The sequence below is a fragment of the Streptococcus salivarius genome (assembly GCF_002094975.1).
Classification (GTDB): Bacteria; Bacillota; Bacilli; order Lactobacillales; family Streptococcaceae; genus Streptococcus; species Streptococcus salivarius_D.
Genome location: NZ_CP015283.1, coordinates 1806611 through 1831466, shown reverse-complemented (window position 1 = coordinate 1831466; position 24856 = coordinate 1806611). Strand labels below are relative to the sequence as shown.

General features: G+C 40.5%; 19 protein-coding genes and 4 pseudogenes. 21 read left to right on the top strand and 2 right to left on the bottom strand.

Features of this window, described 5'->3' with window-relative positions:
• The first annotated feature begins 300 nt into the window (after window positions 1–300).
• The 8 genes from V471_RS08600 (at window position 301) to pyk (ending at window position 11235) form a co-directional block, all read left to right on the top strand.
• Window positions 301–1857: a 2-isopropylmalate synthase gene (locus tag V471_RS08600; RefSeq protein WP_004182645.1), complete on the top strand. Its 1557-nt coding sequence runs from the start codon at window positions 301–303 to the stop codon at window positions 1855–1857.
• An 18-nt stretch (window positions 1858–1875) separates the two neighbouring features.
• The gene (gene leuB / locus V471_RS08595) at window positions 1876–2913 is read left to right on the top strand and encodes a 3-isopropylmalate dehydrogenase (protein ID WP_002884071.1); all 1038 of its coding nucleotides are present in this window, start codon (window positions 1876–1878) and stop codon (window positions 2911–2913) included.
• 4 nt (window positions 2914–2917) lie between these two features.
• Window positions 2918–3199 carry a DUF1294 domain-containing protein gene (locus tag V471_RS08590; protein ID WP_004182644.1) on the top strand — a complete coding sequence of 94 codons (282 nt, stop codon included), beginning with the start codon at window positions 2918–2920 and terminating at the stop codon, window positions 3197–3199.
• Between the two features lie 30 nt (window positions 3200–3229).
• On the top strand, window positions 3230–4621 hold the full coding sequence (leuC, locus tag V471_RS08585) for a 3-isopropylmalate dehydratase large subunit (protein WP_014633231.1): 1392 nt from the start codon (window positions 3230–3232) through the stop codon (window positions 4619–4621).
• A gap of 11 nt (window positions 4622–4632) precedes the next feature.
• Entirely contained in the window at window positions 4633–5223 is a 591-nt protein-coding gene (gene leuD, locus V471_RS08580) for a 3-isopropylmalate dehydratase small subunit (protein ID WP_002884116.1), read from the top strand.
• Between the two features lie 214 nt (window positions 5224–5437).
• The gene (locus tag V471_RS08575) at window positions 5438–8548 is read left to right on the top strand and encodes a DNA polymerase III subunit alpha (protein WP_084871406.1); all 3111 of its coding nucleotides are present in this window, start codon (window positions 5438–5440) and stop codon (window positions 8546–8548) included.
• A gap of 94 nt (window positions 8549–8642) precedes the next feature.
• Window positions 8643–9662: a 6-phosphofructokinase gene (pfkA, locus tag V471_RS08570; protein ID WP_084871405.1), complete on the top strand. Its 1020-nt coding sequence runs from the start codon at window positions 8643–8645 to the stop codon at window positions 9660–9662.
• Between the two features lie 70 nt (window positions 9663–9732).
• Window positions 9733–11235 (top strand): pyruvate kinase, encoded by a 1503-nt coding sequence (pyk, locus tag V471_RS08565; RefSeq protein WP_004182640.1) that lies wholly within the window; start codon window positions 9733–9735, stop codon window positions 11233–11235.
• Window positions 11236–11478: 243 nt separating this feature from the next.
• Here the strand turns inward: pyk and V471_RS08560 are convergent.
• Window positions 11479–12016: pseudogene (locus V471_RS08560) on the bottom strand (transposase); the annotation flags it as partial.
• A 193-nt stretch (window positions 12017–12209) separates the two neighbouring features.
• Between V471_RS08560 and V471_RS08555 the strand changes: the two are divergent.
• Window positions 12210–13145, top strand: a pseudogene (locus V471_RS08555) (IS30 family transposase).
• Between the two features lie 236 nt (window positions 13146–13381).
• On the opposite strand, the pseudogene tnpA reads toward V471_RS08555, so the two are convergent.
• A pseudogene (tnpA, locus tag V471_RS08550) lies at window positions 13382–13692 on the bottom strand (IS200/IS605 family transposase); the annotation flags it as partial.
• Window positions 13693–13781: 89 nt separating this feature from the next.
• On the opposite strand from tnpA, the gene V471_RS08545 reads away from it, so the two are divergent.
• The 12 genes and pseudogenes from V471_RS08545 (at window position 13782) to V471_RS08490 (ending at window position 24733) form a co-directional block, all read left to right on the top strand.
• Window positions 13782–14003 (top strand): DUF4649 family protein, encoded by a 222-nt coding sequence (locus V471_RS08545; protein ID WP_014634335.1) that lies wholly within the window; start codon window positions 13782–13784, stop codon window positions 14001–14003.
• A gap of 136 nt (window positions 14004–14139) precedes the next feature.
• Entirely contained in the window at window positions 14140–15141 is a 1002-nt protein-coding gene (trpX, locus tag V471_RS08540; RefSeq protein ID WP_004182637.1) for a tryptophan ABC transporter substrate-binding protein, read from the top strand.
• Between the two features lie 9 nt (window positions 15142–15150).
• Window positions 15151–16020, top strand: coding sequence for an ABC transporter permease (locus V471_RS08535; RefSeq protein WP_002883493.1), 870 nt, complete (start codon window positions 15151–15153; stop codon window positions 16018–16020).
• A complete protein-coding gene (locus V471_RS08530) occupies window positions 16017–16775 on the top strand; it encodes an ABC transporter ATP-binding protein (protein WP_084871404.1) in 759 nt (252 codons plus the stop codon). The genes V471_RS08535 and V471_RS08530 overlap by 4 nt, the downstream gene beginning before the upstream one ends.
• Before the next feature lie 179 nt (window positions 16776–16954).
• The gene (locus tag V471_RS08525; RefSeq protein WP_084871403.1) at window positions 16955–18616 is read left to right on the top strand and encodes a ribonuclease J; all 1662 of its coding nucleotides are present in this window, start codon (window positions 16955–16957) and stop codon (window positions 18614–18616) included.
• 134 nt (window positions 18617–18750) lie between these two features.
• Window positions 18751–19533, top strand: coding sequence for an alpha/beta hydrolase (locus V471_RS08520; protein WP_037611699.1), 783 nt, complete (start codon window positions 18751–18753; stop codon window positions 19531–19533).
• Window positions 19534–19652: 119 nt separating this feature from the next.
• On the top strand, window positions 19653–20372 hold the full coding sequence (locus V471_RS08515) for a matrixin family metalloprotease (RefSeq protein ID WP_004182633.1): 720 nt from the start codon (window positions 19653–19655) through the stop codon (window positions 20370–20372).
• An 11-nt stretch (window positions 20373–20383) separates the two neighbouring features.
• A complete protein-coding gene (locus V471_RS08510; protein WP_061652392.1) occupies window positions 20384–20755 on the top strand; it encodes a hypothetical protein in 372 nt (123 codons plus the stop codon).
• Between the two features lie 367 nt (window positions 20756–21122).
• Window positions 21123–21566 carry a flavodoxin gene (locus tag V471_RS08505; protein WP_002883520.1) on the top strand — a complete coding sequence of 148 codons (444 nt, stop codon included), beginning with the start codon at window positions 21123–21125 and terminating at the stop codon, window positions 21564–21566.
• 51 nt (window positions 21567–21617) lie between these two features.
• Complete coding sequence (locus tag V471_RS08500) at window positions 21618–23153, top strand: ClC family H(+)/Cl(-) exchange transporter (protein WP_084871402.1); 1536 nt, start codon at window positions 21618–21620, stop codon at window positions 23151–23153.
• Between the two features lie 73 nt (window positions 23154–23226).
• Window positions 23227–23511, top strand: coding sequence for a chorismate mutase (locus V471_RS08495; protein WP_037600189.1), 285 nt, complete (start codon window positions 23227–23229; stop codon window positions 23509–23511).
• Window positions 23508–24733: pseudogene (locus V471_RS08490) on the top strand (voltage-gated chloride channel family protein). The gene V471_RS08495 and the pseudogene V471_RS08490 overlap by 4 nt, the downstream one beginning before the upstream one ends.
• Window positions 24734–24856 lie beyond the last annotated feature (123 nt).

Genomic DNA, 24856 nt, shown 5'->3' with positions numbered 1-24856 from the left:
CAGCTTTTTTCTTTTCCTGAAAAAAATTGTAAATAGTGGTCAGAAAAGTCAGTCAATTCAGTATTTTTTCCTTGACTTTCAAGTTGGAAAGATGTATCATATTAACCAAGATACATCGAAAGGAAATGAGTCAAATGACATTCGCAACTACAACAGTTTTGCTATTGCGTAATGAGGGCTAGTGCAAAAGCATTAGTCCTGTTTGGCTTACCAAGCGGGAGATAAAAACATCTCGCTTGGGTTTCCGAGTGAGATGTTTTTTTACTACTATCGTTTTTACTTTTAGAAAGAGGATTGTCTATGCGTAAAGTTGAATTTTTTGATACAAGTCTTCGTGATGGGGAACAAACACCTGGTGTTAACTTCTCAATCAAAGAAAAAGTTGCTATTGCTAAGCAACTTGAAAAATGGGGAATTTCTGTAATTGAAGCTGGTTTCCCTGCAGCCAGCCCAGATTCATTTGAAGCAGTAAAACAAATTGCAGAAGCTATGACAACAACTTCTGTTACTGGCTTGGCTCGTTCAGTAAAATCTGATATTGATGCTTGTTATGAAGCTTTGAAAGATGCTAAGTATCCACAAATTCATGTCTTTATCGCGACAAGTCCTATTCACCGTGAGTTTAAATTGAAGAAATCAAAAGAAGAAATTCTTGAAGCTGTAAAAGAACATGTGTCATATGCACGTTCAAAATTTGAAGTTGTTGAGTTTTCTCCTGAAGATGCTACTCGTACTGAGCTTGATTTCTTGACTGAAGTTGTTCAAACAGCAGTTGATGCTGGTGCCTCATATATTAATATTCCTGATACAGTTGGCTTTACGACTCCAGAAGAGTTTGCACGTATTTTTGATCACTTGACTGAAAATATTAAATCAGACCATAAAGTTGTCTTTGGTGTTCACTGTCACGATGACCTCGGTATGGCAACTGCAAATACTTTGACAGCAATTAAACATGGTGCTGGACGTGTTCAGGGAACAGTCAACGGTATTGGTGAGCGTGCGGGTAATGTTGCTCTTGAAGAAGTAGCTGTCGCTTTGAAAATTCGTGAAGACTTTTTCCAAGCAACAAGTGATATTGTTCTTAATGAAACAATGAATACTTCAGAGCTTGTTTCTCGCTTCTCTGGAATTCCTGTTCCTAAAAATAAAGCTGTTGTTGGTGGAAATGCCTTCTCTCATGAATCAGGTATCCACCAAGATGGTGTTCTTAAGAACCCACAAACTTATGAAATCTTCACACCAGAATTGGTAGGTGTGAAGAGTAACAGTCTTCCTCTTGGTAAATTGTCAGGACGTCATGCCTTTGTTGAAAAATTGAAAGAACTTGAGCTTGACTTTGTTGAAGAAGATATCAAACCACTCTTTGCCAAATTTAAAGTCTTGGCTGGGAAAAAACATGATATCACAGATGCAGACATTCGTGCCCTTGTTGCTGGTACTAGTGTAGATAATCCAGAAGGTTTCCACTTCGAAGATCTTCGCTTGACTACTAATGCTGATGAAACAATCACTGCTACAGTAAGCTTGGCTAATGAAGACGGTGAATCTGTAGAATTTTTGGCCAATGGACAAGGGTCAGTTGAAGCTATTTTCAATGCTATTGATAAATTCTTCAACCAAACAGTTCGCTTGACTTCTTATAATATTGACGCTGTAACTGATGGTATTGATGCGCAAGCGCGTGTACTTGTAACTGTTGAAAATGTAGATACAGATACTATTTTCAATGCATCTGGTTTGGACTTTGATGTTTTGAAAGCATCAGCAATTGCCTATATCAATGCTAATACATTGGTTCAAAAAGAAAATGCTGGTGAGATGGCACGTAAGGTTTCTTATCGTGACCTTCCATAAGCCAAAGAGGATTTAAACATGACAAAGAAAATTGTAACACTTTCAGGTGATGGAATTGGACCTGAGATTATGGCAGCGGGTCTTGAAGTTCTTGAAAAAGTAGCTTCAAAAATTGGATTTGATTATGACATTGATGCTAAACCATTTGGTGGTGCTGGTATTGATGCCGAAGGTCATCCACTTCCTAAGTCAACTTTGGATGCTGCTAAATCAGCAGATGCTATCCTCTTGGCTGCAATTGGTGGACCTAAATATGACAATGCGCCAGTACGTCCTGAACAAGGACTTTTGGCCATTCGTAAAGAGTTGAATCTCTTTGCTAATATCCGTCCTGTCCGCATCTTTGATGCTTTGAAACACTTGTCACCTCTTAAACCAGAGCGTATCGAGGGCGTAGATTTTGTCGTTGTTCGTGAGCTTACAGGTGGGATTTACTTTGGTGAGCATATTCTCGAAGAAGATAAGGCTCGTGATATCAATGATTATTCAGCAGATGAGATTCGTCGTATCATGCGTCGTGCTTTCAAGATTGCTCAAGGTCGTGGCAAAAAGGTCACTAGCATTGATAAACAAAATGTCTTGGCGACTTCTAAATTGTGGCGTAAGATTGCTGATGAAGTTTCTTTGGAGTTTCCAGATGTAACTCTTGAACACCAACTCGTTGATAGTGCCGCAATGATTATGATTACCAACCCAGCTCGTTTTGATGTGGTTGTGACAGAAAATCTTTTTGGAGATATCTTGTCTGATGAATCAAGTGTCCTTCCAGGAACTTTAGGTGTTATGCCATCTGCCAGTCATTCTGAAAATGGTCCTAGTCTTTATGAACCAATCCATGGTTCAGCACCAGACATCGCTGGTCAAGGTATTGCCAACCCAATTTCAATGATTTTATCAGTAGCTATGATGTTGCGTGAAAGTTTCAATGAAACTGAAGGGGCAGAATTGATTGAAAATGCTGTTGATAAGACCTTGAACCAAGGCATCTTGACACGTGATTTGGGTGGTCAGGCTTCGACTGCTGAAATGACAGCAGCTATTATTAGCAATCTCTAAACTCATGACACTAAAACTAGTGTTACTAAGCGTTTTGTTGGTATGGAATCTCCTTGTTTTATGTGCTTATGGACTTGATAAAAGCAAGGCCATTCAACATAAAAGACGGATTTCTGAGAAGGCATTATTATTGCAGACTCTGATTTTCGGTGGTATTGGTGCCTTTCTAGGTGGGAAATTTTTTAGACATAAAATTAACAAATGGTATTTTAAGCTATGTTGGCTTATGGGCATTGTTATTGATGTCGTTATTTTATACCTTATTCTAACAAGACTTTCGGATTAGCTAATCCTTAGATTATATTTGGAGTATTTTATGAGCGGAAAATCAATTTTTGATAAACTTTGGGAACGCCACGTCGTTACTGGAAACGAGGGCGAACCACAATTGATGTATGTGGATCAGCATTATATTCACGAGGTTACAAGTCCACAGGCCTTTCAAGGACTTCGTGATGCTGGACGTAAAGTTCGTCGCCCAGATTTAACTTTTGGTACGACAGACCACAACGTTCCTACGGTTGATATTTTTAACATTCGTGACCTTATTTCTAAAAACCAAATTGATACTTTGGCGAAAAACGTTGAAGAATTTGGTATTGATGCGGCTACCCACGGTACTGCTCGTCAGGGGATTGTCCACATGGTTGGTCCTGAAACAGGTCGCAGTCAACCCGGTAAATTTGTCGTCTGTGGGGATAGTCATACGGCTACTCACGGTGCCTTTGGTGCCATTGCCTTTGGTATTGGTACATCTGAGGTAGAACATGTCTTTGCGACACAATGTTTGTGGCAAGTAAAACCTAAGAAAATGAAGGTGAAATTTGTTGGTAAACCTCAGCCAGGTGTCTATTCAAAAGACTTTATTCTTGCACTTATTGCACGCTATGGTGTTGATGCTGGTGTAGGATACGCGGTTGAATATTGTGGTGAAGCTATTGATGCACTTTCAATGGATGAACGCATGACTATCTGTAACATGTCTATTGAATTTGGTGCTAAGATGGGTCTTATGAATCCAGACCAAAAAACTTATGATTATGTTGAAGGGCGTCCATGCGCACCTAAGGGTGAGAAGTTTGAAGAAGCAGTAGCTGACTGGAAAACCTTGGTTTCAGATCCAGATGCTGAATATGATAAAGTAATCACTATTGATGTTTCAGAATTGGCACCTATGGTTACATGGGGAACTAACCCTGAAATGGGTGTTGAGTTTGATCAACCATTCCCAGAAATCAAAGACTTTAATGATGAACGTGCTTACGAGTATATGGATGTTAAGCCTGGCGAATATGCTAAAGATATCGATCTTGGCTATGTCTTTATTGGTTCTTGTACTAACGCACGTCTCAGCGACCTTGAGTTAGCTGCTAAATTCGTCAAAGGAAAACATATCGCACCAACATTAACAGCTATTGTTGTTCCAGGTTCACGTCCAGTTAAGAAAGAAGCTGAACGTCTTGGTTTGGATAAAATTTTCTTGGATGCGGGATTTGAATGGCGTGATCCAGGTTGCTCAATGTGTCTTGGTATGAACCCAGACCATGTTCCAGAAGGCGTTCACTGTGCATCTACAAGTAACCGTAACTTCGAGGGACGTCAAGGATATGGAGCTCGTACTCACCTTTGTAGTCCAGCAATGGCAGCAGCTGCGGCAATCGCTGGTAAATTTGTAGATGTACGCGATATGCCAGAAGTTCAAGCATAAGGGAGAAGATAATGGAAAAATTTACCGTCTATACAGGGAAATCAGTACCTTTGATGAATGATAACATCGATACGGACCAACTCATTCCCAAACAATTCTTGAAAGCTGTTGATAAAAAAGGCTTTGGTAAGAATTTGATGTTTGAATGGCGTTATCTTAATGATGACTACGAAGAAAATCCTGATTTTGTCTTCAACAAACCTGAGTATCGCGATGCGACTATTTTGGTTACTGGTGATAACTTTGGTTCAGGATCATCTCGTGAACACGCTGCATGGGCATTGGAAGACTATGGTTTCCGCTGTGTTATCGCTGGATCATTTTCAGATATCCACTATAACAACGAATTGAAGAATGGTATGTTGCCAATCGTTCAACCCTTGGAAGTACGTCAAAAATTGGCTGCCCTTCCTGCGGGTGAAGAAATCACGATTGACCTTCCAAACCAAGTCATTAAATCTTCAGCAGGAGAGTTTCCATTTGATATCGATCATGAGTGGAAACGTAAATTGGTTGAAGGGCTTGATGATATTGGAATCACTCTTCAATATGAAGATTTGATTGCTGCCTATGAAAAACAACGCCCATCATATTGGCAATAAGGGACTAAGTTGTTTTTCTAAACTTTGATATTCAATCTTGCTATCAGAAGCAATGATGTGTTAGTAAAAAAATAATGAGTACTTAAAAGAATGGGATAAGGACAATATCAAAAATGTTGTTCTATCTCATTCTTTTTGTTTGAAACAGTTAATATGGTAGAGGCGTTTTTGCAAGTAGCGTATGCTATAATAGAAAGATAGAAAGGAGGCCTTCATGTTTGCACAATTGGATACAAAATCCGTCTATAGTTTCATGGATAGTGTCGTAGACTTGAACAGCTACGTTGCGCGTGCCAAAGAGCTTGGCTACCAAGCCCTTGGTTTAATGGATCGTGACAATCTCTATGCTGCCTATCATTTTGCCCAGCTTGCAAGTAGAAACGGTTTACGTCCTTTGATTGGTATGGAAGCTAATCTATTTTACGAGGGAAGAAAAATTCCTTTTCGTCTATTAGCTAAAAATAATCAGGGCTATAAAAATTTGATGAAGTTGGCAACAGAGCTTTCCTCGGGACAGCGTGAATTTACAGCTTTTTCGGACTATCTAAACGCTATTGCCCTCATCCTTCCAAGTGAAGACTGGGAGCCAGGGATGACTCTTGGTTCAGAGGTTTTCATTGGGGTGAGGCCAGAGGATGTTGGTAAAGAGTTTGATTATCCTGTAGTTCCTTTACATACAGTGCGTTACTTTGAGAATGCAGACCGCTCGACGATTCAGATGTTGCATGCCATCTCACAAAACGTTTCCTTGTCAGAGGCCTCTATTTGTCCTATGAATCAGCTTCTTTTCTCGCCTCAAGAAATTGAAAGTGCCTATAGTGATATTCCAGAGGCTTTGAACAATTTGGAGCAACTTGTTTCAGACATTACTTATCAATTTGATACGGATTTGAAGCTTCCCCGTTTTAATCGTGATATGCCAGCAGTTGACCAATTACGTCAATTAGCTCAATCTGGATTGGAGTCTAAAAAGTTAACCTCAGCAGTTTATCAGGAACGTTTAGATAAAGAATTGTCTATCATTCATCAGATGGGCTTTGATGATTATTTCTTGATTGTCTGGGACTTGTTAAGCTTTGGGCGTAGCCGTGGTTATTATATGGGAATGGGGCGTGGCTCTGCTGCAGGAAGCTTGGTGGCCTATGTCCTCGATATTACTGGAATTGATCCCGTTAAAAATGACTTGCTTTTCGAGCGTTTCCTAAATGAAGAGCGTTATAGCATGCCTGATATTGATATCGACTTGCCTGATATCTATCGAAGTGAGTTTCTTCATTATGTTAGGGACCGTTATGGTAGTAAGCACTCTGCTCAGATTGTTACCTTTTCAACCTTTGGAGCCAAGCAGGCTATTCGAGATGTTTTTAAACGTTTCGGTGCTAAGGAATTTGAACTGTCCCAACTAAGTAAAAAGATTTCTTTTCGTGACAATCTGACTTCTGTCTATGAGAAGAATATGTCATTTAGACAGTTGATTAATCAGAGACAGGAATTTCAGAGAGCTTTTGAAATTGCTAAGGCTATTGAAGGCCAGCCAAGACAGACCTCAATCCATGCTGCTGGTATAGTAATGAGTGATGATGATCTTACCAACCATATTCCACTAAAAGCTGGTGAGGATATGATGGTTACTCAGTACGATGCCTCCGCAGTCGAGGCCAATGGCTTGCTTAAGATGGATTTCTTGGGCCTCCGTAATTTGACCTTTGTTCAAAAAATGAAGGAGAAGCTTGAAGAAGAGCAGGGCATCACTATTGATATCAAATCCATTGACTTGGAAGATCCACAGACCCTAGCACTTTTTGCCAGTGGTAAGACCAAGGGGATTTTTCAGTTTGAGCAGGCGGGTGCCATAAACCTCCTTAAACGAATTAAACCTGCTAAGTTCGAAGAAGTCGTAGCGACAACCTCTCTTAACCGTCCTGGAGCTAGCGATTATACAGATAATTTCATTGCTCGTAAATACGGTAAGGAAAAAGTAGATCTCATTGATCCAGTAGTTGCACCAATTCTTGAGCCTACTTATGGCATCATGCTCTATCAGGAGCAGGTTATGCAGATTGCCCAAGTATTTGCGGGCTTTACACTCGGAAAAGCCGATTTGCTTCGTCGAGCGATGTCTAAAAAAGATGCCAATGAAATGTCCAAGATGTCCGAGGAGTTCATGGAAGGAAGTCGTCAGTTGGGACGTGACCCACAGATTGCTGAACGCCTCTTTAGTATGATGGCTAAGTTTGCGGGTTATGGCTTTAATAGAAGTCATGCCTATGCTTACTCAGCTTTGGCCTTTCAGTTAGCCTATTTCAAAACGCACTACCCACAGATATTCTATGACGTCATGTTAAATTATTCGTCAAGTGATTACATTAAGGATGCAATTGAAAATGGATTCTCCCTAGCTAGCCTCGATATTAATAGGATTCCCTATCTGGACAAGATTTCAGATGGCAAGATTGTATTAGGCCTTAAGACTATCAAAGGCTTACCAAGAGATTTTGCCCTTTGGATTATTGAGGATCGCAAACAAAATGGCAAATACATTTCTATAGAAGACTTTTTAACACGTATTCCTAGTAAATATCAGAAAGTCGATATTTTGACACCTCTCATCCAGATTGGTTTGTTTGATATTTTTGAACCAAATCGTCAGAAAATCATTGGCAATTTAAACAACCTCTTTACTTTTGTCAATGAGTTAGGAAGTTTGTTTGCAGAGTCCTCTTATTCTTGGGTTGATTATGAAGACTATAGCCAGACGGATCGTTATAATTTAGAACAGGAGTTACTAGGAGTTGGGCTTAGTCCTCATCCTTTACACCTAGCTCAAAAAATGGCCTCTCGTCCCTATCAACCAATTTCTGATTTGACGGTTAATAATAAGGCGACTGTTTTGGTTCAGCTAGAGTCCGTTCGAATTATCAGAACTAAAAAAGGTGATCAGATGGCCTTTCTGAACGTAACTGATGGGATCAATAAACTTGATGTTACTCTATTCCCAGAAACTTATTTCTATCATAAGGATAAATTAAGTGAAGGTGGTCTCTTTTATTTAGAGGGACGGACTCAAGAGCGTGACGGACGCATTCAGTTAATTTTATCAAACATGGAGGAAGCTAGTACAGAGCGTTTTTGGATCTTGCTTGAAAATCATGATAAAGACATTGAAGTTTCTCAAATCTTAGCTAAATATCCTGGAAACATCCCTGTCATTATTCGTTATCAAGGAAGTAAGGAAACCATCGTTAGTCAAAGATATAGAGTAGCCAAGAACGAGGAACTTAATCAGGAATTAGCACCTTATGTGTTGAAAACGGTTTTACGATAAAAAAAAAACAATAAATCTTTTCAAATTTAAAGCCATTTAGAATTCTTTGTGTTATAATGAAAATGTTAAATATATAAAAGGAGTATCAGGAATAATGAAACGTATTGCTGTTTTGACTAGTGGTGGAGATGCCCCTGGTATGAACGCTGCCGCTCGTGCAGTTGTTCTCAAAGCAATTTCTGAAGGAATCGAAGTATTCGGCATTAACCGTGGATACGCTGGTATGGTTGAAGGAGATATCTTCCAACTTGATGCCAAAGGCGTAGACAACATCCTCAGCCGTGGTGGTACTTTCCTTCAGTCTGCTCGCTATCCTGAGTTTGCCCAACTTGAGGGTCAACTTAAAGGTATTGAGCAACTTAAAAAACATGGAATCGAAGGTGTAGTAGTTATTGGTGGAGATGGTTCTTACCATGGTGCTATGCGTTTGACTGAACATGGTTTCCCAGCTGTTGGTCTTCCAGGAACTATCGATAACGATATCGTTGGTACAGACTATACAATTGGTTTTGATACTGCTGTTGCAACTGCAACAGAAGCTATCGATAAGATTCAAGACACTGCTTTCAGTCACGGACGTACTTTTGTCGTTGAAGTTATGGGACGTAACGCTGGTGATATCGCACTTTGGGCTGGTATTGCTTCTGGTGCAGACCAAATTATCGTACCTGAAGAAGAGTACGACATCAACGAAGTTGTCCGTAAAGTTAAAGAAGGTTACGAATCAGGTGCTAAAACTCACCACGTAATCGTACTTGCTGAAGGTGTTATGGAGGCTGAAGAATTTGCAGCTAAAATGAAAGAAGCTGGAGATACTTCAGATCTTCGTGCAACAAACATTGGACACGTGGTTCGTGGTGGTTCACCAACTGCGCGTGACCGTGTTCTTGCTTCATGGATGGGTGCACATGCGGTTGACCTCCTTAAACAAGGTATTGGTGGTGTAGCTGTTGGTATCCACAATGAAGAGCTTGTTGAAAGCCCAATCCTTGGTACAGCAGAAGAAGGCGCTTTGTTCAGTCTTACTGAAGACGGTAAAATTATCGTTAACAATCCACACAAAGCTCGTCTTGACTTTGCAGACCTTAACCGTTCATTGTCTAACTTGAGCTAATCTCAGTTACTTAAATTATTGTTAATCCGTCGCTAAGGCGACAAAAAATATAAGGGAGTTTTTATTTATCATGAATAAACGTGTAAAAATCGTTGCAACACTTGGTCCTGCGGTTGAAATCCGTGGCGGCAAAAAATTTGGTGAAGATGGTTACTGGGGTGAAAAACTTGACCGTGAAGCATCTGCTAAAAACATTGCTCAATTGATCAAGGAAGGTGCCAACGTTTTCCGTTTCAACTTCTCACATGGTGACCACGCTGAACAAGGTGAACGTATGGATGTCGTTCGTATGGCAGAAGACCTTGCTGGTCAAAAAGTAGGTTTCCTTCTTGATACAAAAGGACCTGAAATCCGTACTGAATTGTTCGAAGGTGATGCTAAAGAGTATGCATACAAAACTGGTGAACAAATTCGTGTTGCTACTAAACAAGGTATCAAATCAACTCGCGACGTTATCGCTTTGAACGTTGCAGGTGCACTTGACGTTTTTGACGATGTAGAAGTTGGTAAACAAGTTCTTGTCGATGATGGTAAACTTGGTCTTCGTGTAGTAGACAAAGATGCTGAAAAACGTGAATTCATCGTTGAAGTTGAAAATGATGGTATCATCGCTAAACAAAAAGGTGTAAACATCCCTTACACTAAAATTCCTTTCCCAGCACTTGCTGAACGTGATAACGCTGATATCCGTTTTGGTCTTGAACAAGGTCTTAACTTTATCGCTATCTCATTCGTACGTACTGCAAAAGACGTACAAGAAGTTCGTGCTATCTGTGAAGAAACTGGTAACGGTCACGTTCAATTGTTGGCTAAAATCGAAAACCAACAAGGTATCGATAACATCGATGAAATCATCGAAGCTGCTGACGGTATCATGATCGCTCGTGGTGACATGGGTATCGAAGTACCATTCGAAATGGTTCCAGTTTACCAAAAAATGATCATCACTAAAGTAAACGCTGCTGGTAAAGTTGTTGTTACAGCTACTAACATGCTTGAAACAATGACAGAAAAACCACGTGCAACTCGTTCTGAAGTATCTGACGTATTTAACGCAGTTATCGATGGTACAGATGCTACAATGCTTTCTGGTGAGTCTGCAAATGGTAAATACCCAGTTGAATCAGTTCGTACAATGGCTACAATTGATAAAAACGCTCAAACTCTTCTTAAAGAGTATGGACGTCTTGATTCATCAACATTTGACCGTTCAACTAAGACTGAAGTAGTTGCGTCTGCAGTTAAAGATGCTACTAACTCAATGGATATTAAACTTGTTGTTGCTCTTACTGAATCAGGTAACACTGCTCGTTTGATTTCTAAATACCGTCCAGAAGCTGATATCTTAGCTGTAACATTCGATGAAATTACTCAAAAATCATTGATGCTTAACTGGGGTGTTATTCCAGTAGTTACTGAAAAACCAAGCTCAACTGATGATATGTTTGATGTTGCTGAAAAAGTTGCATTGGAATCAGGTCTTGTAGAATCTGGTGACAACATTGTTATCGTTGCTGGTGTTCCAGTAGGTACAGGTGGTACAAACACTATGCGTATCCGCACAGTAAAATAATTTAAGTAGTACTTAAATAGAAACAATAGAAAGAAGATCCCAAGGGTCTTCTTTTTTGGGGCTCTTTTCTACCATTTGTCAAGTATAATACGGTTTCTGACTCAACATTATTTCTGAAAGTGCATGAAGGGAATGTTTGAGGAATAGTTCAAGCCGTTTTTTCTGACATTTGAGCATAAAAAAACGACACCTTATCTGGCATTTTTTGGAACAAGGTGTTAGAATTATAAGGCATAGACGACTTTAATGACTTTGGGCTAAAGTATAGTCGTAAAGTTTATTATGCATTTTAAGATAATATATTGTCCTAATAAGGCGATGTATAGAGGCAATCGTGTGTGGCTTGGTTGAAGTTGTCTGCGATTGTCTTTTAGAAATCTGCGATATGGCAAGGATTGGTATGGCTAGCTGCAGCGATATTGTGAATACATTTGTACAGAATTTTTCTTGCATAAGGATTCCCACGCTTCGTGATATGCTCTTGACCTAGGAAATCTCCCGATTCATAGTGTTTGAGATCAATACCGATAAAAGCGTTGATTTGATTAGCAGACTTAAAGCGACGAATATCTCGCAATTCGCCAATGATAGATGTCGCTGTGGTTTCTGCGATACCAGGAATTGACCGTAAGATGTCATACTCTGGTAAAGGCTGAGCTAGAGCTACCATGTCGTTTAAGACAGCCTGTCTGCGTTCAGAAAGACGAAGCAATTCTTGAGCATAGTAACGAACCTCTTCAAGTATTGGAGAGGTTTTCTTGACCGCACAATAAGACTTATTAGGCTCTCTGTCAACTGTAGTGGGTAACGAAAAGCTAATATCTAGAGAGGACCGGATAGGGATCCCACTGAAGAAGCCATCAATCGATGTTTTTTGTTAGATAAATTGTAAAATATAGTGCAACAAAAAAACTCATAGCCTTTCATTGGTGTAAACTGTAAGTAACCACACAAACAGAACCCGAGGAAAAACTATGAGCTACTCCCATCTTACCATAACCCACCGAATAAAGATAGAAACCTACTTAGAATTAGGTTTGAAACCTTGCCAAATTGCAAGTAAACTTGGCGTCCATAAGTCTACCATTTCAAGAGAATTAAGACGATGCCAAAATGGTTATCCCGCAGCCTTAGTACAGGAACAGTACGACCACAGGATAAGCAAAAAGGTCGGAAGCCTTGTTTGACACCAAAGTTGAAAAAGGAAATTGAGAACGGATTAAAATCCTCCTGGTCGCCTGAACAGATTTGTGGCCGCTATCAGCTTGAACAAAAGCCAATGGTAGCTTTCAAAACCATCTATAACTGGCTCTACGCTGGTTTGATTGATCTAGATTTAAGCGTCCTGCGTCGTAAAGGAAAGACTCGACAACCCAAAGAAACACGTGGGACATTTAGGATTGGCACATCAATTGCCAAACGTCCTAAAGAGGTCAGGAATCGTGAGACTTTTGGCCACTGGGAGCTTGATACTGTGGTGTCTTCCAGAGGCCAAAAGCAAGGGTTGTTTAGCGACCTTTCTGGAGCGAAAAACGCGCTTTTACTTAGCTTTCAAGATACCAGACAGAACAGCCAAATCCATGTTTTCAGCCATCGAACAACTTTGTAAGCTATTTCCAAAAGAGGCTCTTAAAACCTTCACTTCAGACAGGGGAAAAGAGTTTGCCTGCTATCCTCTGGTAGAGAACTTAGGAATTCCCTTTTTCTTTGCGGACGCCTATTCATCCTGGCAGAGAGGAAGCAATGAAAATGCAAATGGCTTACTAAGAGAATATTTCCCAAAGAAAACAGATTTAGCCGCTATCTCTGAGGAGGCTTTGAACAAAGCCTTATATGATATCAATCACAGACCGCGAAAATGTTTAGCTTACAGAACTGCTTGTGAAGCTCTAGAGGATGAGTTTGAGTAAATGTTGCACTTATTCTTGCAATTTATTGTTATCTTATATTGTATATTCAAGTAATAAAAATACCTCAAAAGTTAGATTTTCTCTGTCTAATTTTTGGGGTGCAGTTTAATTCACGAGTAGTTTGATTAAGGGCTATAAGTCCATAATACTAACCAGCGTCTTAAGACGAAGTCTTTCACTTTGTTCAAGCCTTTATTTCTTTTATTCGTCATAAGCTTCTCAAAGAGGCAGACGCATTACTTACCGTTATCACTGAAGGGATTTTTATATTCTTTCACACTTAATTGTTCAATGCGGTATCATACTTCACTAGTTCCTAGATATATTTCTTAATTGTGGCTTCATTAAGTCCTATCGTACTTACATAAAAACCTTCTGCCCCAAAATGTTTGTTTCCAAATTTATATTTTAAATTGGTATTTTTATCAAACATCATTAATGCACTTTTACCTTTTAAATATCCCATAAAACTAGCTACACTCATTCGTGGTGGTATACTTACTAGCGTATGAACATGATCTGGCATTAAGTGACCTTCTATTATTTGTCTGCTGTTTTTTAAGTCGTCATGATTGACTTTGCTCTCTAGGAAGCGTAATCTAGACCTTAGGTAAAGGATTATAAGGAGGTCCCTCGATGATTGAAGTCACTTATTTAAATACTGCCAAGCAAGAAAAACACACTTCCTTTGAAGATTACAATGAATTTGTCAGAGCCCAGCAAGCTTGCTGGATTGCCTTACCAGATTCAACGCCAGTCACTAAGGTGACAATAAACGGACATGATATTGGCTTCAAAGGGCAATATGGTGATCTTTACTTTTATATTATGAAGCTAGACTTGGCACAATATCAGTAATAATAAGGGAAAAGAATCAGACATCGTGTTCTGGTTCTTTTTCTTTAATCAGGGTAATTTTTATAAATTAAGAATATTGCTAATTGACTGAAAATGACTTACAATAGAAAGGAAGAATTTATAGAAGGAGACACATATGAAAAACAAGCGTTTAATTTGGACTTTGATTTTCTTAGCTATCTTGACGCTCGGTTCTATTGGTACAGATCTTTTCAAAAAAGAACACCAAGATGCCAATAAGGTCGTCAAAGTAGGGATCCTCCAGTTCGTGACTCACGACGCCCTGGATCAAATTGAGAAGGGAATTGAGGATGGCCTTAAGGAAGCTGGTTATAAGGGGGACAAGGTTAAAATCACCCTCCTAAATGCCGAAGGAGACCAGTCTAAAATTCAAACCATGTCTAAACAATTGGTTAATGACAAGAACGATGTTGTTATCGGTATTGCCACACCAGCAGCACAGGGGCTAGCGGCAGCTACCAAGGATATTCCAGTCATTATGGGGGCTATCTCAGACCCTGTTGGGGCAAAATTGGTTAAGAATCTCAAGCATCCAGAAGGCAATGTTACTGGTACCTCAAACCAAGTGCCGATTAAGCAGACAGTAGAATTGGTCAAATCACTGACACCAAATGCCAAAACGATTGGTATTCTCTACGCTTCAAGCGAGGACAATTCCAAATCACAGGTTGAAAGCTTTAAGAAGTACGCTGAAAAAGATGGTCTGAATGTGGTCGAGTACGCCGTCCCATCAACTAATGAAATCAATACAACCATGTCAGTCATGACTGGTAAGGTAGATGCCATCTGGACGCCTCAAGATAATACGATTGCCTCGGCCTTTTCAACAGTAATCTCATCAGCCAACCAGGCTAAGATTCCAGTTTATACGACAGTTGATACGATGGTGAAAGAGGGCGGTTTGGCTTCAGTTGCTCAAAGCCAATATGAACTTGGAAAGGCTACAGCTCGTAGTGCAGTTAAGGTTCTTAAAGGTAAGAAAGTTAAGGATGTTCCTGTAGATGTTATCGATGATGGCACACCAACGCTTAACCTTAAAGTTGCTCAAGACCTCAACATCACCATCCCTGACGATGTGCTTAAACAGTCAGACATCGCTGTTAAAGCTGATAAATAAGGAGGACTTATGATTATTTCATCTATTTATCAGGGGCTTCTATACGGAATCCTAGGTCTTGGGATTTACATGACTTTCCGTATCTTGGATTTTCCTGATTTGACAACAGAAGGTTCCTTCCCTCTTGGTGGGGCAGTAGCAGTAACCCTTATGAACTTTGGTTGGAACCCTATCTTGGCAACCTTGGTTGCCGTTTTGGCCGGCTGTGGTGCCGGACTTGTGACTGGTCTCCTCTATACTAAGGGAGAGATTCCTACTATTTTGGCAGGGATTTTGGTCATGACCTCTCTTAACTCAGTCATGCTTATGATTATGGGGAGAGCCAACCTAGGACTTCTTGATATTAAGACTATTCAAGATTTGCTTCCTTTCAGCAAGGACTACAACCTCTTGATTGTTGGTCTCATTGCGGTAACCATTGTTATCACGGCCTTGATTGCCTTTCTTAACACGCGCCTAGGTCAAGCTTATATTGCCACAGGTGATAATAGAGACATGGCCAAATCATTTGGTATCAACACAGACAATATGGAAGTGATGGGGCTTGTTATCTCAAACGGTATTATTGCCCTCTCTGGAGCCCTGATTAGCCAACAGGATGGTTATGCAGACGTTTCTAAAGGGATTGGGGTTATCGTCATTGGTCTTGCCAGCATTATCATTGGTGAGGTCCTTTATGCGACTAACTTGACTCTGTTGGAACGTTTGATTGCCATCTGTATTGGTTCAATCCTCTATCAGTTCCTTTTGACAGCGGTTATTGCTCTTGGTTTTAACACAAACTACCTCAAACTCTTTAGTGCGATTGTTTTGGCTATTTGCTTAATTTCGCCTGTCCTACGTCGAAAATTCTTTAAGGGGGTGACCTTATCACGATGACAGCTATTGTAGAACTCAAAGATGCGACTGTTAAGGTCAATAACGGTTTTGACACCGAAAAAACCATTCTGGACCATGTTAATCTTACCATTAGAGAAGGTGACTTTATTACCATTCTTGGTGGAAATGGTGCCGGAAAATCAACCCTCTTCAATGTCATTGCAGGGACTCTCATGTTGACCAGTGGTCAGATTTTCATCATGGGTGAAGATGTTACGGCTCTCCCTGCTGAGAAGCGTGCCAAATACCTCTCACGAGTCTTCCAAGATCCTAAAATGGGGACGGCTCCTCGTATGACTGTTGCAGAAAACCTCTTGATTGCCAAATACCGTGGCGAAAAACGAGGGCTTAAATCACGCCAAATTCATCTCTACACAGAGGAATTTCAAGGTCTGATTGAATGTATCAGTAATGGTTTAGAAAAGCACTTAGATACACCAGCAGGTCTCCTTTCAGGTGGTCAGCGTCAGGCTCTCAGTCTTTTGATGGCGACACTTAAACGTCCTGAGCTCTTGCTCTTAGACGAGCACACTGCAGCTCTGGATCCTAAGACCAGTGTAGCCCTCATGGAGTTGACTGATGAGTTTGTAACAGGTGACCATCTAACAGCTTTGATGATTACCCATCACATGGAAGATGCCCTAAAATATGGAAATCGTCTTATCGTTATGAAGGATGGTCAAATCATTAAAGACCTTACCAAGGAAGAAAAAGGCCAATTGGATATCACAGACTATTACGCTATGTTTGAGTAAGCCTAGTCTGACTCTAAATTGTAAAATAAGCCAAAAAGTTGTATACTTAAAGGGTATGCAACTTTTTGTTGTGGCCTGTAAATCGACAAGGAGACTGTTCGCACGAACGTTCAGCTTCTTGGACCGTCTGTAAAAATAGGCTCTAGAAGAGAGTCAAACTAAAAAGGAGAAAAACAAGCATGAGCGATATTAAAATTATTGCCCTAGGTGGAGTACGTGAAAATGCTAAGAACCTCTATATTGTTGAGATTAACGACTCTATCTTTATCTTGGATGCTGGTCTAAAGTATCCTGAAAATGAACAACTAGGTGTTGACTTTGTCATCCCTAACTTAGATTACTTGATTGAAAATAGAGATCGTATCCAAGGGATTTTCTTAACTCACGGACACGCCGATGCCATTGGTGCCCTACCTTATATCTTGCAAGAAGTCAAAGCACCAGTCTTTGGATCATCACTTACAATCGAGTTAGCTAAACTGTTTGTGAAGAATGCTGGCGTTAAGAAATTCAACAATTTCCATGTTATTGACGCAGAGACTGAAATTGAATTTGAGGATGCTGAGGTTTCATTCTTCAAGACAACTCACTCTATTCCAGAATCAATGGGGATTGTTCTTGGCACTGACCAAGGCAATATTGTCTATACTGGTGACTTCAAGTTTGACCAAGCTGCCCGTCCTTACTACAAAACTGATTTAGGTCGTTTGGCAGAAATCGGACGTGAAGGTGTTTTGGCCCTCTTGTCAGACTCAGCAAATGCGACAAGTACTGATCAAACAGCTTCTGAAGCAGAAGTTGGCCAAGAAATTGACCAAGTAATTGCTGATGCAGAAGGACGTGTTATTGTTGCTGCAGTTGCCTCAAACTTGGTACGTATTCAACAAGTCTTTGATTCAGCTGCTGATCACGGACGTCGTGTTGTTCTTACTGGTTTTGACGTAGAAAATATTGTCCGCACAGCCATTCGTCTCAAAAAATTGACTGTGGAGCATGAAAAACTTATTGTTAAACCAAAAGACATGAACAAGTTCGAAGACCACGAGTTAATTATCCTTGAAAATGGTCGTATGGGTGAACCAATCGACGGCCTTCAAAAGATGGCTGTTGGTCGTCACCGTTACGTTCAAATCAAGGATGGAGATTTGGTTTATATCGTTACAACTCCAAGCATTGCTAAGGAAGCCGTAGTGGCACGTGTCAACAATGCTATCTATAAAGCTGGTGGAACTGTTAAGATGATTACGCAGAGCCTTCGTGTATCTGGACATGCCAATGCTCGCGAACTTCAATTGATGATTAACCTCCTTCGTCCACAGTATCTCTTCCCTGTCCAAGGTGAGTACCGTGACCTTCAAGCACATGCAGAGTTAGCCTTGGAAGTTGGTATTCTTCCAGAAAATATTTATATCGTAAAACGCGGTGACATCATGCACCTATCAGAGGACCAAGGTTTCCTTCATGAAGGAGCTGTCCCAGCTGGTGATGTTATGATTGACGGTAATGCCATTGGCGATGTGGGTAATATCGTCCTTCGTGACCGTAAGGTCTTGTCTGAAGATGGTATCTTTATCGTAGCTATCACTGTTAACAAGAAGGAACGTAAGATTGTCTCTAAAGCGCGTGTGAATACACGTGGGTTCGTTTATGTGAAGAAGAGCCGTGACATTCTCCGTGAGGCTGCTGACATTGTCAATGCTACCGTTGAAAATTACTTGGCAGGAGACAGCTTCGACTGGGGTGAACTTAAAGGTGCTGTCCGAGACGATGTGGCTAAGTTCCTCTTCGACCAAACCAAACGTCGCCCAGCTATCCTTCCAGTTGTCATGGAAGTCCGCTAATAACTGACTAAAACATAAGAGTGTGAGCGTGTTGCTTGCACCATAGACATTGAGGAAAGTTTTAACAAGACTTTGTTCTAAAATCAAAAGCTGGGGGTGTCCCAGCTTTTCTAACATTAAGAAAGGAAAAACAAATGGCTTTTTTTCAAATTGAATACTCATCAGATGTTCTAGGACAATACCGCCAAGTGGATGTCATCTATCCAGATCGTGATCAGATTGCTGAAACGGAAAGTGATACGGACATCCCAGTTCTCTATCTCCTTCATGGCATGGGGGGCAATCATAATTCTTGGGCCTTCCGTACCAATATTCAGCGTCTCCTTCGTAAGACTAATCTCATTGTTATTATGCCTAACTCTGAAAATGGCTGGTATACAAATACCAATTACGGGGTTAAGTATTACGATGCCATTGCTAAGGAGCTTCCTCAAGTCATGCAACGTTTCTTCCCTAGTATGACTAAGAAGCGTGAAAAGACCTTTATCGCTGGACTTTCTATGGGTGGCTATGGTTCTTTCAAACTAGCCTTAACGACAAATAACTTTGCTTGTGCGGGTTCCTTCTCTGGTGCCCTTGGATTATCAGTAGAGATGATTACAGATGAAACGAGTGAGTCCAAGGAATACTGGCAAGGTGTCTTTGGCGATTTGGAAGGGAAAGACATTGAGCAGCACAAATTGGTTAACCTAGCCAAACAACATGACAAGAAAACCAAATTCTTTGCCTGGTGTGGCCTTGAGGATTTCCTTTTTGATTCTCAAGATAAGGCAGTTGCTGATTTGAAGGCCCTTGGTTTAGACATTGACTACCGAACAGACCATGGAAGACATGAGTGGTATTACTGGGAAAAACAACTAGAAGCCTACTTAGAATGGTTACCTATTGATTACGTTAAAGAAGAACGTTTGTCTTAATAGGTCAAGTTTGTAACATCTTATCAAAGAGATGATAAAAGCTTAAAGTGATATTTTTTGCTTGTCAGAACTATTAGAGCTTGATATACTAGGGGAAGTTTCGAAAAGGAGGCTCAATAATGAAAAAATTATTCAGAGTAATCTTCTATATTCCCAAACTTCTTTTACAATTTATTTGGAATCTTATTTGGGCTATATTTAAACTTGCCCTAGTCCTAGCCCTTATTGGTTATGGACTCGTCTACTATGCCAATAATTCTTCAAGTACCTTAGCCACAAACATTAACCAAGCCTTTCATCAAGTAGAGCTAGGTTTTAGTGGTACCAGTACTAGTGACGTTGAGAAAGTTGTCTCTAACCTATCAACGACAGATACTATTCCTGAGTCTAATGGAGCTAGATGGGCGCAAAATACAGCAAGCATCTATATACAATCTACAGATGAAACCTTGGTAGCAGCTTATAAGGAAGCTATTACTAACTGGAATAACACGGGTGCTTTCATCTTTACATTAACTGATGATGCCTCAACGGCTGACATTGTTGCGACTGACTATTCCGATGCGAATTCACAGGCAGCAGGTTTAGCAGACACTCAAACCAATGTTTTGACCAATCGCATTACTCATGTGGATGTGAAGTTGAACCGTTATTTCCTCTTGAATAGTGATTTTGGTTATACTCACAAGCGTATTGTGAATACGGCTGAACACGAATTGGGACATGCCATTGGCTTAGACCATGATGACTCTAAGACATCCGTTATGCAATCAGCAGGATCTTATTACGGGATTCAACAGGTGGATATTGATACGGTCCATGCTCTCTATGCAAATTAAGGAGGGGTGTCATGCGCTATTTGAAACGCCTTGCTAGACGTTACCCCATGCAAACCTTCCTTTTTCTTTTCAATGCTGGGGTCTTTACTTGGTTGCAAACAACAGGAACCATGATTGCCAATCGTTTGGGACTATCAGGTGATGGTATTTGGATTTATATTCCCAATTGGGTAAAAACGCTGACCAGTCATTCTATACAGAGTATTCAAACCCTATACGGAGCCTCTGGTTGGAGTTGGCTAATCACCTCTATGCTTCTTACTTGGCTCTTGACTTTTCTGAGAGGTCTCATGAGAGCAGTGCTTCTCATTCTGATAGTTGGTCTTGGCTTATGGCTAGTCTATCGACACTTTGAACTCCTACAAAATCTAAAACTGTCCTGATGGGCAGTTTTAAATTGAAATGAATTCTTCTTTTTAGACTTTTCTTAGGTGAGTACGGACGTTAGCGACTTCCTTCGGAATTCCATAGCTAAGTTTTGAGCCTAGTGTCTCAAAACTTCCGAGTGCCTAAAGTTATTTAACATTAGGCACTTTTCTCACAGCAAAAAGTCTTGGCTATGGCTCGCTCTGAATTTATTAAAGGGACTATATCATTTTATCTACAGAAAGTTCTATATGTTTAGACGCCAAGTCACTTGTTAAAAGAATCTAAAACTGTCCTGATGGGCAGTTTTTTTGAGTTATTAGGTCATTTATTTTCTGAAGAAATATGATATAATATAGCTAATTTATTATTTTGGAGGACATTATGGCTTTAGCAAAAATCGTTTATGCCAGTATGACCGGTAACACGGAAGAAATCGCAGATATCGTTGCCAAAAAATTGGAAGAATTAGGTCACACTGTAGATGTAGACGAGTGTACAACGGTTGATGCCGCTGATTTTGAAGATGCGGACATCTGTATCGTAGCGACTTACACTTATGGTGATGGTGAGCTGCCAGATGAAATCGTTGACTTTTACGAAGATTTGGCTGACCTCGACTTGTCAGGTAAAATCTTTGGTGTTGTAGGTTCAGGAGATACCTTCTACGATTATTTCTGTCATTCAGTGGATGAGTTTGAAAATCAATTCACATTCACAGGGGCGACTAAAGGTGCTGATAGCGTCAAGGTTGACCTTTCTGCTGAAGATGAAGATATCGAAAACCTTGAAGCTTTCGCTGAAAAAGTTTCAGAAGCATTAGCATAAGAAAAAAGCAGAGTAAAGTCTGCTTTTATTGTAGTCAGAAATGGAGTTTTTATGAATGAAATAGAAAGAGATTTTAGGACGCAATCTCAACATCTCCTTTGGTCCGTTTGGCGAGGGCTTTTAGTGGGGGTGACAGCAGGAGCAGTGGTCAGTCTTTTTCGTTGGTTAATTGCCAAAGGGGCCGCATTTTCTGTAGCTATTTACGAAGACGCCCTTCGGAATCCACTTCTGATTCTGGGAATTGTACTTGTTAATCTCTTGATTGCCCTTTTTATTGGTTACCTTATTAAACAGGAAAAAGACATCAAGGGCTCAGGTATTCCTCACGTTGAAGGGGAACTGATGGGTCTCTTACATCCGTCTTGGTGGTCAGTATTATGGCGTAAGTTCCTAGGTGGAGTCCTTGGGATTTCAATGGGACTGATGTTGGGACGTGAGGGACCTAGTATTCAACTAGGTGCCATGACTGCTAAGGGATTAGCCGAGGGACTTAAGCTCTCTGCGCGTGAGAAGCGTGTTTTGATTGCTGCAGGAGCAGCAGCAGGGTTATCTGCTGCCTTCAATGCGCCAATTGCTGGTCTTTTGTTTGTCGTCGAAGAAATCTATCATCACTTCTCTCGTCATGTTTGGGTGACAGCTTTAACGGCATCTTTAGTAGCTAATGCTGTTTCCCTACGCATCTTTGGCCAGGTACCGGTTCTTGCTATGACAGAAAAATTACCCGTATTTCCTTTGAAAGATTATTGGATTCTTATTGTCTTGGGGATTTTTCTAGGTGTGCTTGGATACGGTTATGAGTGGGTTGTCTTACGTATTGGTAAGGTCTACCAAGGGTTAGGGAAAATCTTCCACTTGCCATCTCATTTTCATGGCCTTCTGGCAGTTCTGTTTATCATTCCTATAGGCCTCTATTTTCCATATCTTTTAGGTGGTGGGAATGAATTGATTCTTGCCCTAAATGGTTTACATCCTGCTCTAACTGTGGCCATCCTCTATTTGGCTATTCGATTTATTTGGAGTATGTTGTCCTTTGGTTCAGGTTTTCCTGGTGGGATTTTCTTGCCGATTTTGACTTTAGGTGCTCTTTCTGGTAGCGTCTTTGCGGCAGCTTTTGAAAATCTAGGATTCTTACAAGTCAGTCAGTTCCCTATTTTTATCATTCTTGGTATGGCTGGTTATTTTGGTGCGGTATCCAAGGCACCGCTAACTGCGATGATTTTAGTGACTGAGATGGTGGGTGACCTTCACCAATTGATGACAATCGGAGTTGTGACCCTGATTGCCTATCTCGTCATGGATTTCATGGGAGGAGAACCCGTCTATGAAGCCATGCTTCACAATCTGATTGCCCACGAACCAAAACAAGTTGATAATATACCGACGATGATTGATTTACCAGTTACAGATAGTTTAGCTGGTCGATTGGTTAAGGATTTAACCTTACCTGACGGGGTTTTGATTTCCACTCAGATTTTTCAAGACCAGTCTGAGGTTGTTCATGGAGACACACGTCTAAAAGCAGGAGCAACCTTATATTTGGTTGTTAATGAAAGTAATATCAGTCAGGTAAGAAAACTCTTTTTATAAGCAATTCAATGGCTTGAGGCTCTTTTGTCCTCAGGTCATTTTTGTTATAATGAAGAGAAAAAAGGAGGTCAGTATGGACTTAAATGAGATTCGCCAACAAATTGACACCGTTGATAATGAGATTGTGGCTTTGTTGGAAGAACGTATGAAATTGGTAACTCGAGTAAGTGCTTATAAACAACGCACCGGAAAGGCGATTTATGATCCCGAACGAGAGCAGGCTCTGTTAGACAAGGTAGGCGCTAGTGTCCTTAATTCCGAATATAAAGAAGCTATCGTCGCAAGTTTTGCGGATATTATGAAGCATTCACGTATTTATCAAGCAAGTAAGCTGGAAAAAAGTAGGCATCTAGAATGAAAGTAAAACAATTAAGTGATAGTCAAGGTCTTTCTTACTTACATTTAGTAATGTTAAGTCTTTATGCAATCTTGTTAGGGGTGCTGGTTGGACTGATTGATGCTGTTTTTGGGCGCGTGCTTATAGGACTCTCGGAATATCGTGACCAGCATATCTTTTATCTGGTTCCAGCACTTCCTTTAGCAGGCCTTTTGATAGTTTACCTTTATCAAAAGCTTGCTGGTAAGGCAGCACAGGGAATGGGCTTGATTTTCAAGGTAGGACATAATGAGGAGGATCAAGTCCCCCTAAGGTTAATTCCACTTGTGACTGTGACCACATGGCTGACCACCTGTTCGGGGGATCTGCAGGTCGTGAGGGAGTTGCTGTTCAGCTCGGAGCCACAGTTTCCCATGCTTTTAGTCGCTATTTTAAGATCCCTAATGCTTCACGCATTTTCTTGACCATGGGGATGGCAGCTGGTTTTGGAGGGCTCTTCCAAACACCAATCGCTGCGACCTTCTTTGCTCTTGAGGTCTTGACCCTAGGACAGTTAAGCCTTCCAATTTTAGTACCAACTCTTATTGCATCTTTTGTGGCTAGTACTACAAGCCATCTTTTAGGTCTTGAAAAATTTAGCCACTTTGTATCCGATAGTTTGACTATTGACCTTGAGACCTTTGTTAAATTAGCTCTTTTAGGTCTGGTCTTTGGTGTAGCAGGAAATCTCTTTGCTTATCTTTTATCAGTAGCTAAAAAGAAAGTGGCAAGTCTGCTCCCAAATCCCTATTATCGTGTTCTATTAGGAAGTGTCGTCTTAACCTGTCTTCTTTTGATTTTGTGGAAGGGACGCTATACAGGTCTTGGAACGAATTTGATTGCTTTAAGTGTTGGTGGTGGTACCATTTATCCATTGGATTGGCTCTTGAAATTGCTCCTTACCGTCTTTACCTTATCTCTTGGTTTCCAAGGAGGGGAAGTAACTCCTTTGTTTGCCATCGGAGCAAGTCTTGGTGCTGTTTTAGCACCAGTTCTAGGCCTTCCAATTCCACTTGTAGCAGGTCTAGGCTATCTGTCTGTCTTTGGTAGCAGTACCAATACCCTTTTAGCGCCTATTTTCATTGGCGTTGAAGTCTTTGGTCCCGCTAATGCACTCCCTTATGCGATTGTCATGGCTTTTGCTTATCTCATCAATCATAAGACGAGCATTTATGGGCAACAAAAAATGCTAGAAATGCAATAATATACTAGACATCCTGATAATTTTTTGATAAGATACTAAGAGTGTGTAATGGACACACAAAAATAACGGCTAATCCGCTGAGACACAGAGGTTGCTCTTAAGATTAGTAAGATAGGAGTATAT